Raw genomic sequence first — 14,735 nt, 5'->3', positions numbered from 1 at the left:
AGCACCAATAGTGTTGTTTACGTTTGCACGTCCAAGGCATACCAAATTGGTACTTGATGCACTCTCAAAGTGTGATTTAGCAATGGATTCGAAATTGTATATACATCAAGATTTTCCTAGAAATAATGCCGAGGAAAACGCTGCTAGCGAATTTCAGGCTTGTTATCAAACTATAGAAAACAAGTTTGCATCTGTCGAAATTGTTAAACAAAGTGAAAACCTTGGTTGCGATCGCTCGATGTTATGGATGATGGATTACATATTTAAGAAATATGAAAAAGTTATCGTTTTAGAAGATGATGATGTTCCAAGTATTGACTTCTTAAAATACATGAACTTTTGTCTTGATAAATATGAATCGGACAAGACAATTTCAGGAATTAGTGGGTATTGTCCACCAATAAATATCGTTGAAGATTATGAATATGAAGTCTTTAAATCACCTCGTGGAGCTTCTTGGGGATGGGGAACTTGGAAGAGTGAATGGAATGATATTGATTGGAAAGCGACCAAGTATAAGCAATTTAAACATAGTTTTTCTAGCCGAAGAAGTTTTGCAAAAGGTGGTGAAGATATGTTCCCATTATTGAAACATGCGATAGAAAACAAAGAATTCCCACACTGGGATATCATTAGGTGTTTTGATATGTTTAATAAAGATAAGTATTTTTTGTTCCCTGTAAAGAGTTATGTGAAAAATATAGGCTTTGATGGATCTGGTACAAATTGTAATTCTTCGACAAAATATGAGGTAGATTTAATTAAAAGGGAATGTGATTGGAACAACTTCCCCAAAACTCTTGATATTGAACCGCGTATAGTACGGTCATTTCATGATTTTTATTCTTATTCAAAAGATGATGGATATATAGTTTCTGCTCTAAAGTATATAGGGTTGTTCGATACTGCTCTTGAGTTTAAATGTAAATTTTTGAAAAAATAAATGAGGTCATATTTATGAATGTTGCTATTATTGGTGCAGGTTGGTACGGTTGTCATATCGCAATGTCTTTAATTCAAAGTGGTTGTGATGTGACAGTTTTCGAAAAATCTGATTCAACGATATCAGGGGCATCCAAACGAAACCAAAATAGGCTACATTTAGGTTTTCATTACCCCCGAGATTCAGTTACTAGAGCGCAATCCAAAGAAGGCTTTGATTGGTTTATCGAGCATTACCCGCACTTAGTATCTGAAGTGGAAAATAATTTCTATGCAGTTTCAGATAAAAATAGTTATATCGATAGCGAAACATACAAGATAATAATGGAGGGTTCTGGTCTTAACTTTCAAACACTAGATAAAAATAGTGTGAAAGAAATAAAAATAAAAAATGTTGGTGAATTATTTAAATGCGAAGAAAAGGTCATTAGAAATGATTTAGCTAGTAAATATTTTAATGATATGCTTTCTAAGCATATTAAGTTTAATACTTTTGTAGACCTTAATAATGAATTAGTGTTTGAAGCTCTCAAAGAAAAATACGACTACATTATTGATTGTACATGGGGAAGAGCAAAAAAAATATCTACTATTAATTACTTTTTTGAACCTTGTATTTATTTCTATTATAAGTCAAAGATTAATGACATGCTTGCGTTAACTATTATGGATGGCCAACACTACTCACTTTACCCTTATTTTGATGATATCTATACTCTTACATCTGTACAACATACACCAATTGGACAATATCAAGATGTAAATGAAGCCTTAATGTCACTCTCAGCAGCGAAACAAGATAATGTATTTGTTAAGCAGAAGAGAGCTGTTTTCGAAACGGAATTCTCTAATATAGTAGAGGATTTTCTAGAAAATTTTGAATATTTTGATGTGGAATTTAGTATGAAAACTAAAGTTGTTAGCTCAACCGACTTCCGAGGTTGTATAGTCGAACAAGATAAACAACTGATATCAGTGTTTTCAGGTAAAATCGACACTCTACAAATTGCAGAAAGAGCAATACACTCAATAATTAATACTAGTACTTTTCGATGAAAATTTCTCTAATTTCACATTCTGATACTGATGGTGGTGCTGCTCGTGCCGCTTTTCGTATACATGAAGCGTTAAATAGACTGCAAGTAGATTCTACTTTATTTGTGAACGTCAAGAATTCTGAAGACTCTAAAACACGATTAATTTCAAAAAATAGCTTTTCGAAGATAATAGATAGATTATCATCTATCATTCTCCGACTTCAAGTTACTTCCAATCGTGTCACACATTCAACAAACCTTACAGGCTCTCGGGTTTTCGATATTGTCGAGACACATGATTGTGATATTGTAAATATCCATTGGGTTAATCAGGGGACGCTTTCTATTCGTCAGATTGGCAGGTTTACTAAGCCTACGGTTTTAACTTTGCATGATATGTGGGCGTTTTCAGGAACTGAACACTATGTAATTGATAATAACAAGTCAAGGTTTAAAATTGGCTATGATGAGACTGAACTAAGCAACAGTGAAGAGCAAGTTAAAGGGATAGATATTAATCGTTTTGTTTGGCGCTTGAAGTGCAAATTTTGGGGAGAGCGTTTAACCATTGTCACTGGAAGCCGTTGGTTAAGTAATATGGCACGTGACAGTCAGTTATTTTCAAAGAATAAAGTAATTACAATACCAAACGCTTTGGATACTAACCTGTTCACACCTTCAAATAGAAATTCAGCTCGTTTAAAGCTAGATCTTCCTGTAAGTAAAGTAATTATTGGCTTTGGCGCTATTTCTTCTGATGAAGACCAGAGAAAAGGCTATGATCTTTTGGTGGATGCTTTATCGGAAATTTCCCTGAACAATAACTCATTAGAAATCGAATGTGCTGTATTTGGTAGTCGAGATAAAGGAAAAGGTTCCGTTGGTGGTGTAGCTACAACCTTTCTAGGCCATATTAACGATGATTCAACTTTGGTTCAATTCTATAATGCCATCGATGTTATGGTGGTTCCTTCTCGTCAGGATCATATGCCTCAGACTGGAACTGAATCTCTGAGTTGCGGAACTCCGGTTGTAGCTTTTGACATCAGCGGGCTACCTGATGTTGTGACACACCAAGAAACAGGTTACTTGGCTAAACCTTTTTGTACCAAAGATTTAGCTGCGGGTATAATATGGTGTATAGATAATAATTCTTCGCATAATTTATCACATAACTCTAGAAAAAAAGCTTTAGACCTTTGGAGTTACGATATAGTAGCAAAACAGTATTTAGATTTATTTGAAAGTATTAGGTAAATGCAATGGACGATTTGGTAGGTATCATGTGTCAAATTTAGAGTTTTTTCTATATAATTTTGATGTTTTAGAATACATATTTATATTGTGTCTAACGTCATTAATATATTTTAAGGTATTTTGGCGTTCACGCATTGGAATTTTAGAACCTTTTACTTATTATCTTGTTTTTTCCACTTTTGCGACTTCTACTGGTGTCTATCTTATTTATAAAGGATTAGTTGATTACGAGCTTTCATTTCAATTTTTAGGTACTCAATTCTTATTCCTTGCGGGTTATATGTTTTTTTCTAGGATAAACCCTAAGAAATCCCATAATGTTTGCTCCCCAAATGTTATTGACATTTTCACTGTCAAGGTCTTTTTCGTTTCTATAACTGCTTTGACACTGTCTCTTCAATTATATATATATAGTAAACATGGCTTTCCCATTTTTTCTGAATCAAGGTTGAACTTTGTTGGAGAAGATGTGTTCTCCAAGTTACTACTTAGAGTTAAAGCGATATTTTTTGTTGGTAATATTATATCGCTTTATATCCTCCTATTTAATAGTAAGAGACATGCGTATATCTATCTAATTATCCTAGGTGTTTACATGACATTTTCTATATTAGATGGTGCTAAATCGGCGATAATAACATATTTGCTTTATTTTGGACTTTTTGGTTATATTTATAAGTTTTCAGGCAACAATAGACCATATTTACTTCTTAATAAATATGGCGTTTTATTAATGTTTTTATCTATAATATCAGCCTTAGCTGTAATTTCGATTGCAGGTGAATCTAATAACGGATTTATGTTACTATTGTCACGCTTGGTAATGTCTGGTGACGTTTTTTACATGGCATATCCTAATGAGGTTTACAAGTTATTTATACCTGATGGGGAATGGTACGTAAATTTATTTTTTAGCCCTGCAAGTTGGTTTGGCTTGGTCGATGAATCAGATGTTTTTCCTACCTTGGGATATCAGTTGATGTCATATCATGAAGGGTATGACATATTTAAGGGACCCAATCCAAGGATGAACGTTTTTGGTTTGGTTTATCTAGGTTATTACGCTTCGTTTTTCTATGCATTTATCGCTGGCACGATTGTGGGCGTGCTGAGAAACTGTACTTATGATTATTTTACTCGTTCAAATACTAAAATTTTGGTCTACGCATCTTTAGTTTACTGTGCAACGACATTAGAAGTTGATTACTTCCTTTTTCTAGCTTCTATAATTAATGTCATTGTTATGTCGATTTTTATTTTATTGTGTAAAGTTATCGCAACATGCTGTCTAAATAAGAGATATTGATTTTATGTGTGATTTGTCAGTTATAGTTCCACTTTATAATGCAGAAAAATATTTGTTATCTTATTTTGATAAAAATATACCTATATTCGACCAATTATCTCGTTTACATTTTGATATCGAGTTATTATTTGTTGATGGGGTGTCTAATGATCAAACGCTAGCTATTATTAATGAAAATCTAGATGAGCGTGAATATATAAAATTGATGTCAGAGGAAGATGAAGGAATATATGACGCTATGAACAATGGCGTAAATTCATCAAGAGGTAAATATATATATTTTATGGGTGTAGATGATGTGTTAAGTCAAGGTTTTGTTGATATATTTGAGAGGGCATTTCCCGAATGTGAAAATATTGATATATTTTATGGTTATGTGACCTTATTATCTTCAGGATCTTCTTATATTAGAATGCTAAACAAAGGTATAGTCTACAAGAATGTCTGTCACCAAGCGATGTTCTTTAAACGAGAATTGTTGCTAAATAGTCCTTATGATTTAAAATACACATTGTTGTCTGATTGGGAAAAGAATATGTACTTTTCTACTTTCGCTTGCTGTAAATTTTATGATTTTAATATTGCCTTATATAATGATTTGGATGGGCGCAGTAGCAATAATATTGATGTCGAGTTTAAGTCAGATAGAAATAAAATAATACATCGTAATTACGGTTTTGGTGGTGTTATTTATAGTTTGATTTTAAGGTTTTTTGATAAGTTTAATAAGGTATTCCGATGAAACTGTTTTCTTTCTATTTTCCTCAATTTTACCCAATACCAGAGAATGACAAGGCGTGGGGGGCTGGGTTTACTGATTGGGATAATGTAAGGAGCGCAAGCCCCTTATTTAAAGGACACCATCAGCCCAGAGTTCCTCTAGATGGCTATTATGATCAATCTAAACCAGAGACAATTGCAAGGCAAGTTTCGGATATGAAGAGGGCAAATCTTGACGGAGTTTCATTTTACCATTATTGGTTTGACGGGAAGGTTGTTCTTGAAAAACCAGCCGAGAACTTTTTGAATAATAGAGATCTTGATGTATCGTTTAACTTTACTTGGGCAAACGAAACATGGTCAAAACGGTGGATTGGTAAAGATAATGATATAATATTCCAACAGAACCACACTGATTCAAAAGAGTTATGGAAGAAACATTTTGAATATTTATTACCGTTTTTTAAGGATGAAAGATATTATAAAGTTAATAATTGTCCTGTGTTTAATATATACAATCCACATTTGATAAAAAACCATGATTTATTATTTAAATATTGGAATGATTTAGCAATTAAAGAGGGATTTAATGGGGTTCATTTTGTGGCCGTCTTGGCTAGTCCATCATTTTCAGTTGAGCGCCTAGAGGGTTATTCAGGTTGTTTAGACTTTCAACCTCGTTTTTCTGCAAATTCTCTAAAGATTGACAATAATAAATTGTTTGGGGGTGTGTTCGATAAACTGAGGTACTTACCAGAACCAATACTAAATCAGCTAACAAAAATTAGACATAGATATTCAGGAGTAACCTACATCAATTATAAAGATGCATGGGATAATATTTTTAAAATTTCTAATCAAACTTTCGTACCAAACACAAAAAGATACTATTCTGCTTTCTTAGATTGGGACAATACTCCCAGATATAAGGATCGAGCAACAATTTATAAGGGAGCTTCTATAAAGGCATTTATTTCTAATCTTGAAAATCTATTATCTATGCTACAAGACGAAGATTCACTGATATATATTAATGCTTGGAATGAGTGGTCCGAAGGCACTTATATCGAGGCAGACGAAGAAAATGCTGACTTATGTATTCAAGAATTATCCAAACTAAGAGGGGGGGAATAATGGAAAAAAATGTGGCTTTTATAACAGGAATTACAGGTCAAGATGGCTCTTACTTAGCTGAACTTTTGGTTGAAAAAGGCTACGAGGTTCACGGTTTAATTCGTCGAGCATCATCGTACAATACAGAGCGTATTGATTCGCTGGTAAATGAAGGTGCCAATATTAAATTACACTATGGCGACCTAACAGATTCTTCAAACTTGATTCGATTGGTTAAAGAAATTCAACCTGATGAAATCTATAACTTGGGTGCAATGTCGCATGTAGCGGTTTCTTTCGAATCTCCAGAGTATGTCGCTGATGTCGATGGCATGGGTACTCTCCGTCTTCTAGAGGCGATCCGTATCAACGGTTTGGAAAAGAAAACTCGCTTTTATCAAGCGTCAACATCCGAACTTTACGGTGAAGTCCGAGAAATTCCACAGCGTGAAACAACGCCTTTTTACCCGCGTTCTCCATATGCTGTGGCTAAAATGTACGCATACTGGATTGTGGTTAACTATCGTGAATCTTACGGTATGTACGCATGTAATGGTATTTTATTTAACCATGAGTCACCACGCCGTGGTGAAACCTTCGTAACTCGTAAGATTACTCGAGCTATCGCTAACATCTCTCAAGGTCTGGAATCTTGCCTAGAACTTGGCAATATGGATGCGTTGCGTGACTGGGGGCATGCTAAAGATTACGTTCGAATGCAATGGATGATGCTTCAACAAGAGCAGGCTGAAGATTTTGTTATCGCTACTGGTAAGCAGATCTCTGTGCGAGAGTTTGTTCGCTTGTCAGCGAAGGAAGCGGGGATCGAACTTGAGTTTTCCGGCGAAGGAATTGATGAAATCGCTACTGTGGTTGCTATTGATGAAGAAAAGGCACCAAAAGTGAAAGTTGGTGATGTCATTGTAAAAGTAAACCCTCGCTTCTTCCGTCCTGCTGAAGTAGAGACTCTACTTGGTGACCCAAGTAAAGCAAAAGCTAAACTTGGCTGGACTCCAGAGATCACTGTAGAAGAAATGTGTACAGAAATGGTTGCGTCTGATATCGATAAGGCAAAACAACACGCAGTTCTAAAAGAACACGGATTTGACGTTGCGATCTCATTAGAAAGCTAATTAATCAGTAATACTGATTCGTTTATATTGCAGAGTTCCTCATTTTGGGCTCTGCTTTTTCTATTTATATTATCGGAACTAGTATGAAAAGAGTATTTATTGCTGGTCATAAAGGTATGGTTGGCTCAGCTATTGTTCGTCAACTATCTAAAGATTCTTCAGTAGAAGTTATTACTAAAGATCGTGATGAGCTTAACTTGTTAGATGCACGAGCCGTCGAGGCGTTTTTTGCGACTCACCATATTGATCAAGTTTACCTTGCGGCGGCGAAAGTCGGTGGGATTGTTGCTAACAACACGTACCCCGCTGAGTTTATTTACCAAAATTTGACGATTCAAAACAATATTATTCACTCTGCACATCTGCATGATGTTCAAGATTTACTATTCTTGGGGTCGTCTTGTATTTATCCAAAGTTTGCACAACAACCGATGCGTGAAGGCTCTTTATTAACTGGAACTTTGGAAGAAACCAATGAGCCTTACGCAATTGCTAAGATTGCAGGTATCAAAATGTGCGAATCCTATAATCGCCAATATGGTCGCAACTATCGATCAGTAATGCCAACTAATTTGTATGGTGAAAATGATAATTTTCATCCTCAAAACTCTCACGTTATTCCCGCATTATTGCGTCGCTTCCACGAAGCAAAATTGAATGGCGACAGTAAAGTTGTTGCGTGGGGGAGCGGTAAACCTATGCGAGAGTTTTTGCATGTAGGTGATATGGCAGCAGCCTCAATTTACGTAATGAATCTTGCTCAAGAGGTGTATCTAGAAAATACGCAAGAAATGCTTAGCCACATAAACGTAGGTACAGGTGTGGATTGTACTATCCGTGAACTTGTTGAAACTGTTGCAAAAGTGGTTGGTTTTGACGGCGAAATTGAATTTGATACTACGAAGCCGGACGGCACTCCTCGTAAGTTAATGGATGTTTCACGTTTAAAGAGTTTAGGCTGGGAAGCGAAGACGAGCCTAGAAGATGGTTTAACTATGACTTACCAATGGTTCCAAGAGAATCAAGAAAATTATCGCGGTTAAAGTACCTAGGGTAGAGCTAATATAAGGATTTAAACAAAGCATATGTTTTTAAGCAAACAACGTTTTTCTCAAGTGATTGAAAGTACGCCATTGGTTTCAATTGACTTAGTTATTGAGGACGAAAGTGGTCAAGTTTTACTTGGGGAGCGTTTAAATCGACCAGCTCAAGGTTTATGGTTCGTTCCCGGTGGGCGTATTCTTAAGGATGAAAAGCTTGAAGACGCCTTTGCTCGTTTAACTTTAGAGGAGCTTGGACATGAGTTTAAGCTCTCTCAGGCAACACTGTTGGGACCTTATACACACTTCTATGATGACAATGTATTTGGCAATGAGTTTACGACTCATTATGTCGCGATTGCCTACAAGCTCATTGTCATTCGCTCTGAATTGAACTTACCCATGGATGTACAGCATTCTCGTTACCGTTGGTGTAATCAAGATGAATTATTGACCAGTGATAAAGTACATGTTCATACTAAATGGTATTTTCAAAAATAACTAAAACTATCACCTAATTAAAAACAACGAGTTGACTATGCTTATTCCTGTAATTATGGCCGGCGGTTCAGGCAGTCGTTTATGGCCTCTATCTCGTTCAAAATATCCTAAACAATTCCTTGCAGTAACTGGTGAACAAACCATGCTTCAACAAACGTTGAGCCGCATGGTTGGTCTAGAACACAATGCGCCGTTTGTGATCTGCAATGAAGAACATCGATTCCTAGTTGCTGAACAACTTCGCCGTATTAATGGCAACCATAGCGGAATACTCTTAGAGCCAGTAGGGCGTAATACTGCTCCCGCTATCGCTTTAGCAGCAAAATTTGCCCTATCTGAAAATCAAACTTCAGGTGAAGATGCTTTGATGTTAGTTCTTGCTGCTGATCATGTGATTAAAGATACTCAATCTTTCCATCAATCGGTGCAAGCTGCTATTCCGTACGCACAACGTGGTGATATGGTCACTTTTGGTATCAAAGCGAATGCACCAGAAACAGGTTATGGCTACATTAAAACTGGTGCTACGGTTACTGCTGCGGATGAGAGTCGAGGCTTTAGTGTTGATAGCTTTGTTGAAAAGCCTGATCTCGAAACTGCAAAGCAATATCTAGAGGATGGTAGCTACTTGTGGAACAGTGGTATGTTTTTATTCAAAGCATCTACTTATCTTGAAGAGTTAGCAAAGTTCCGACCAGATATCTTGAAAGCATGTGAAAGTGCTTACGATAGTCATTTTAACGACCTAGACTTTATTCGCATGTCATCCGAACTATTCTCACAAATCCCAGACGAATCAATAGATTTTGCCGTAATGGAAAAAACGGAAAAAGCTGTTGTTGTTCCAATGGACGCAAATTGGAGTGATGTTGGTTCTTGGTCTGCACTTTGGGATGTGAATGATAAAGATGAACAGGGCAATGCAACTCGCGGTGATGTGTTAACTGAGCAGACTCAGAATAGTTATATTTATTCACAAGATAAACTCGTTGCTACCGTTGGCATTGAAAATCTTATCGTTGTAGAGACGAAAGATGCAGTGCTAGTTGCGGATAAATACAAGGTTCAAGATGTAAAGTCGATTGTTAATCAACTAAAACAACAAAACCGAGCAGAGTGTCAGCAGCATCAAGAGGTATATCGCCCATGGGGTTCTCATGAGACGGTATCTGAAGGTGAGCGTTACCATGTGAAACAAGTGTTAGTTAAGCCAAAAGAGAAGACAGCTCTTCAGATGCACCACCATCGAGCTGAGCATTGGGTTGTTGTGTCAGGTACGGCTAAAGTGACAAAAGATGATGAAACTTTCCTTCTTACTGAAAATCAGTCAACTTATATTCCAGTAGGGACTCCGCACTCAGTAGAAAACCCAGGACAGGTGCCTTTGGAGCTTATTGAAGTTCGTTCTGGATCGTACTTAGAAGAAGACGATATTGTTCGCTTTGATGAGCAAGCATCTAAGTTTGGCGGCGACTACTAACTACTTATTGAGATAGGAAATTATGGTAACAAAATTAATCAGTAGTGAAGTGCTTGGTGCTTCAGGCGTTCAGTTTGGTACTAGTGGTGCGCGAGGACTCGTTACTCAGTTTACATCGAACGTCTGTGCTGCATTTACTCATGCATTTGTGGCATCAATGCGTCACAATTTTACTTTCAATCAAATGGCTGTGGCTATTGACAACCGCCCTAGCAGCCCAGAAATGGCAAAAGCAGTCATTCAAGCGCTTACCGATGCAGGTATTGACGCCATTTATTATGGTGTTGTACCTACTCCTGCGCTAGCTTTTACCGCAATGCAAGACAATATGCCTTGCATCATGGTGACTGGGTCTCATATCCCATTTGACCGCAATGGAATTAAGTTCTATCGTCCAGATGGAGAGATAACTAAAGCAGATGAACAAGCAATCTTAACCGAGAAGGTAGACTTTAGTGCTATCAATGACCTGCCTGAGTTAACGATTAATTTCCGTGCGGCTGAGCTTTACCGTACACGTTATACCGATTTGTTTGATGCAGATTTACTGGCAGGAAAGCGTATTGGTATTTATGAACACTCAAGTGCTGGAAGGGATATTTATCAAGGTCTTTTTGAATCGCTAGGAGCTGAAGTTATCTCATTGGAACGTACTAATGAGTTTGTGCCAATTGATACTGAAGCTGTTGCTGAATCTGATAAGGAGAAAGCACGCTTGTGGTCCAAACAGTATGATTTAGATTTTATTTTTTCTACTGATGGAGATGGTGACCGCCCACTGGTTGCCGATGAAAACGGTGAATGGCTACGAGGTGATATTCTAGGTCTTCTTTGTTCAAGAGCTTTAAAGGTGGAAGCGCTTGCTATACCTGTAAGTTGCAACACGATTATTGCTCAATCTCTAGAGTTTAATACTGTATCGCTAACAAAAATTGGTTCACCGTATGTTATTGCTGAATTCGACAGGTTAGCCGAGCGATATAAAACTATTGCTGGTTTTGAAGCTAATGGTGGTTACCTTCTTGGTAGTGATATTGACGTAAATGGGGCAATAATAAAGGCTTTACCAACCCGTGATGCTGTACTTCCAGCATTAATGTTACTTTCATTAGCAAATCAAACGAGTATTAAGCAATTGGTGGCATATTTGCCACGGCGATTTAATCACAGCGATCGTATTCAGAATTTTGCTACAGAGAGAAGCATCGCAATCTTAGAGCAAGGTAAAGCAAATCCAGATGCGTTGCTCACACGTTTAGGTCTGTCACGTATCAAAGTATCTAACGTTGATCATACAGATGGGTTGCGTCTGATACTTTCTGATTCTACGATTATACATCTAAGACCATCGGGAAATGCGCCAGAGCTTAGGTGTTATGCAGAAGCTAGTGATTTCGAAACAGCTAAATCACTAGTAGATGGTACTCTTGCTAAATTAGTAAGCTTTGAGTGTTAATCGTTTATGTTTAGATTAAAGAATCAAGTTCAAAATTACGCTTGGGGTAGCAAGACATCTATTAATGAATTATTTGGTATTGAAAATCCAAATAACGAACCACAAGCGGAAGTGTGGATGGGGGCGCATTCCTGCGGGTGCTCTCGAGTTGCTGCAACTGGTGAACTGCTTTCAGACGTTATTGAAAAAAATATGAACTCGGTACTAGGGGAGTATACTGCGAACAGATTTGGTTATCTGCCGTATTTATTCAAAGTGTTAGCTGCGAATGCTCCTTTGTCTATTCAGGTTCATCCGAGTAAGAAAAAATCAGAAATTGGTTTTCTTCGAGAGGATGAGAAGAAAATCGCGCTGAATGACCCTTCTCGCAATTATAAAGATCCAAACCATAAGCCTGAATTAGTTTATGCGTTAACGTTTTATAAAGCGATGAATGGTTTTCGTCCAATTGAGCATATAGTTTACTTATTTAACGAACTTGCTCTCGATGAGATTAAACACGAAGTTGCTCAGTTAGAGAAAGAGCCAAGCAGCGAAGGGTTAAAGGCGTTTTTTAGCTCGATAATGATGCTTAATGGAGAACGTAAAGAGAGTGTACTCTCTCAGTTAGATGTGGCTCTTAGTCAGTCTGCGACACTTGCTATGACTCGTGAGGCTATGCAGTATAGTCAAGATTTCAAAAAGTACTATGATAGTGATATTGGCTTATTGGCTCCATTTATGCTTAATACGGTTGAACTCGCTCCAGGAGAAGCGATGTTCTTATTTGCTGAAACTCCTCATGCTTATGTTCAAGGAACTGCGTTAGAGATTATGGCAAGTTCTGATAATGTCCTTCGTGCTGGCTTGACCCCTAAACATATGGATATTCCTGAATTACTCGATAATGTGATGTTTACACCTATTGCACCTGAAGATCTAAAAATGGTTCCAGTTTTAAAGGAGGGAAGACTGCAATATCCTGTCCCGGTAGATGACTTTGGTTTTGATATTCTTCATTCTGAAGAATTTAAGCAAGAGCAATATGTACGGAGTGCGGAGATTTTATTCTGTATTGATGGAAATGTCATTGTTGAGTCTCAAGGGAAATCAATAGAACTTTCTCCTGGAGAGTCTGTTTTTGTGCTGTATTCAGATAGGAAGTATTCTTACAGTGGAAAAGGGCGAATCGCTCGAGCGTTTAATTAAGTGTATGTACAAGCTTGCACTCCTCGTGTTTATCTCTAATAGGGCCTCAATTTGTTTTTTCGGTTGATATTAGTTGGTGAGGACTACTCCGTTATAGTTCCTCATCTATCTTTAAGGGCCAGCGAATCACGACTAGATAGTATTTGTTGTAGTCGTCTTATAAAGAGTCTAGGCATTGAGCTAAGACTCTTTATTGGCATAGGTGCTTAGAGTGTAGTTTTATATATTATTCAACCAAACTATTTGGGGCGTTGAGCCCCTGAGTGTCTATTAATAGGTTTATTGTGTACTGATTGATGAACGATACAACCAAAACTAATCCACATTGAAAAGCCTTCTAATATTTGAGGTTATTTTCCATATGTTGCTTAATAAGGTTAAATAGATAACAAAGCATAATAAAAAAGTATACAGCATTATATATTCTGGAATATTCACTATCTCTGCGTAGATTCCAATTCCAGCATATAGAGCTGCTATTAGACAAATAACTATAAGTGTTTGTGTTGATGATAAGCCCAATCTTTGGAATATATGATGTAAATGTTCTCGGTCAGGTTTAAAAGGAGAGTCTCCCCTTCTTACTCGACGGATCATTATTGCTGCCATATCCATTAATGGTACAGCTATTAACCATAGCGCTGTTACCGGACGTAACGGTGGCTTAGTTCCGTTTTGACTCGACAGTAACAATAACCAAATGACCGTAAATCCAATGAGCATGCTTCCGGCATCGCCCATAAATACTTTTCTTTTTTTCCCGAAAACTCCTAAGTTTAGTAGAATATATGGAGTAATTATCACTACTAAAACTAGGCAGATGTACGCTAAATTATGTTGACTATCATAATTTAGCATTACACCTAAGCCACCAAACGTTACAATAGATAGACCTCCTAAAAGCCCATCTATCCCATCGACCATATTGAAAGCGTTAATCGCACCAACTACAGCCAGAATTGTAACCAAGTAGCCAAACCAGCCTAACGTTACTACTTCTCCTGAGCCTAAGATGTCTCCAATCGTATTTAGTTCTATTCCCCCTACTACCATCATAGCGACTGATAGTCCCGCTTGAATAGCGAAGCGTAACTTGAAACTTAAGTCGAACTTATCATCTAGTGCTCCTACACCAACAAGTATGACAACGCATGCGGCATAAAGCTCAGTGTTTGGCAAAATTCCGGGATTGTTAAGTAGAAAATAGAGTAAAGAGATACAGATAGAAATACCGCCTATTAACGGTATTGATCCATTATGAAGCTTACGAGCGTTGGGTTTATCGACTAAACCTACCTTTTTTGCAAACTTACGCAGTGTAAAAAGTGTCGCAAGAGAAAAGAAAAATAGAAAAAATAGATCAAGGAGTGGGATTAGCACGATTTAGCCTGAATATGTTGTATGTTTGATCAGCAGTCTAATATATTTGGCCTATATATAAAAGTACTCTGAAACAATGTATGAGCGATGTGTAATAAGTTTAACCTGTGCCTAGTAGGTGTTAGTTTGTCAACGCCAGTTTAAAATTGACCCACTTATCGACGTTATCGCCGAAGTAAAAC

At 37.2% G+C, this 14,735-nt stretch carries 13 protein-coding genes; 12 read left to right on the top strand and 1 reads right to left on the bottom strand.

The window, feature by feature from the left end; all coding sequences use genetic code 11:
- Positions 1 to 46: 46 nt before the first annotated feature.
- From AB6D80_RS08435 to manA, 12 genes are all read left to right on the top strand, one after another.
- Positions 47 to 943 carry a hypothetical protein gene (locus tag AB6D80_RS08435; RefSeq protein WP_372188274.1) on the top strand — a complete coding sequence of 299 codons (897 nt, stop codon included), beginning with the start codon at positions 47 to 49 and terminating at the stop codon, positions 941 to 943.
- Between the two features lie 14 nt (positions 944 to 957).
- The gene (locus tag AB6D80_RS08430; protein ID WP_135385137.1) at positions 958 to 1,998 is read left to right on the top strand and encodes an FAD-dependent oxidoreductase; all 1,041 of its coding nucleotides are present in this window, start codon (positions 958 to 960) and stop codon (positions 1,996 to 1,998) included.
- Positions 1,995 to 3,236, top strand: coding sequence for a glycosyltransferase (locus AB6D80_RS08425; RefSeq protein WP_135385135.1), 1,242 nt, complete (start codon positions 1,995 to 1,997; stop codon positions 3,234 to 3,236). Before AB6D80_RS08430 ends, AB6D80_RS08425 begins: the two co-directional genes overlap by 4 nt.
- 595 nt (positions 3,237 to 3,831) lie before the next feature.
- Positions 3,832 to 4,542, top strand: coding sequence for a hypothetical protein (locus AB6D80_RS08420; RefSeq protein WP_372188271.1), 711 nt, complete (start codon positions 3,832 to 3,834; stop codon positions 4,540 to 4,542).
- Positions 4,543 to 4,546: 4 nt separating this feature from the next.
- Entirely contained in the window at positions 4,547 to 5,284 is a 738-nt protein-coding gene (locus AB6D80_RS08415; RefSeq protein ID WP_135385131.1) for a glycosyltransferase, read from the top strand.
- Positions 5,281 to 6,396 carry a glycoside hydrolase family 99-like domain-containing protein gene (locus tag AB6D80_RS08410; RefSeq protein ID WP_135385129.1) on the top strand — a complete coding sequence of 372 codons (1,116 nt, stop codon included), beginning with the start codon at positions 5,281 to 5,283 and terminating at the stop codon, positions 6,394 to 6,396. The genes AB6D80_RS08415 and AB6D80_RS08410 overlap by 4 nt, the downstream gene beginning before the upstream one ends.
- Positions 6,396 to 7,508 (top strand): GDP-mannose 4,6-dehydratase, encoded by a 1,113-nt coding sequence (gmd, locus tag AB6D80_RS08405; protein ID WP_135385127.1) that lies wholly within the window; start codon positions 6,396 to 6,398, stop codon positions 7,506 to 7,508. The genes AB6D80_RS08410 and gmd overlap by 1 nt, the downstream gene beginning before the upstream one ends.
- 83 nt (positions 7,509 to 7,591) lie before the next feature.
- The gene (locus tag AB6D80_RS08400; RefSeq protein ID WP_135385125.1) at positions 7,592 to 8,551 is read left to right on the top strand and encodes a GDP-L-fucose synthase; all 960 of its coding nucleotides are present in this window, start codon (positions 7,592 to 7,594) and stop codon (positions 8,549 to 8,551) included.
- Positions 8,552 to 8,593: 42 nt separating this feature from the next.
- A complete protein-coding gene (locus AB6D80_RS08395; protein WP_135385123.1) occupies positions 8,594 to 9,049 on the top strand; it encodes a GDP-mannose mannosyl hydrolase in 456 nt (151 codons plus the stop codon).
- Positions 9,050 to 9,086: 37 nt separating this feature from the next.
- Positions 9,087 to 10,529 carry a mannose-1-phosphate guanylyltransferase/mannose-6-phosphate isomerase gene (locus tag AB6D80_RS08390; protein WP_135385121.1) on the top strand — a complete coding sequence of 481 codons (1,443 nt, stop codon included), beginning with the start codon at positions 9,087 to 9,089 and terminating at the stop codon, positions 10,527 to 10,529.
- Between the two features lie 22 nt (positions 10,530 to 10,551).
- Positions 10,552 to 11,985 carry a phosphomannomutase gene (locus AB6D80_RS08385; RefSeq protein ID WP_372188268.1) on the top strand — a complete coding sequence of 478 codons (1,434 nt, stop codon included), beginning with the start codon at positions 10,552 to 10,554 and terminating at the stop codon, positions 11,983 to 11,985.
- Positions 11,986 to 11,991: 6 nt separating this feature from the next.
- Positions 11,992 to 13,173: a mannose-6-phosphate isomerase, class I gene (gene manA / locus AB6D80_RS08380; RefSeq protein WP_135385118.1), complete on the top strand. Its 1,182-nt coding sequence runs from the start codon at positions 11,992 to 11,994 to the stop codon at positions 13,171 to 13,173.
- A gap of 315 nt (positions 13,174 to 13,488) precedes the next feature.
- Here manA and wecA read toward each other — a convergent pair whose 3' ends face one another.
- Complete coding sequence (wecA, locus tag AB6D80_RS08375) at positions 13,489 to 14,553, bottom strand: UDP-N-acetylglucosamine--undecaprenyl-phosphate N-acetylglucosaminephosphotransferase (RefSeq protein ID WP_135385116.1); 1,065 nt, start codon at positions 14,551 to 14,553, stop codon at positions 13,489 to 13,491.
- Positions 14,554 to 14,735: the final 182 nt, after the last annotated feature.

This window comes from Vibrio sp. 10N.247.310.17, from assembly GCF_041466605.1.
Taxonomy (GTDB): Bacteria; Pseudomonadota; Gammaproteobacteria; order Enterobacterales; family Vibrionaceae; genus Vibrio; species Vibrio tasmaniensis_A.
The sequence above is the reverse complement of the archived record's forward strand: the minus strand, read 5'-3'. Positions and strand labels throughout refer to the sequence as shown.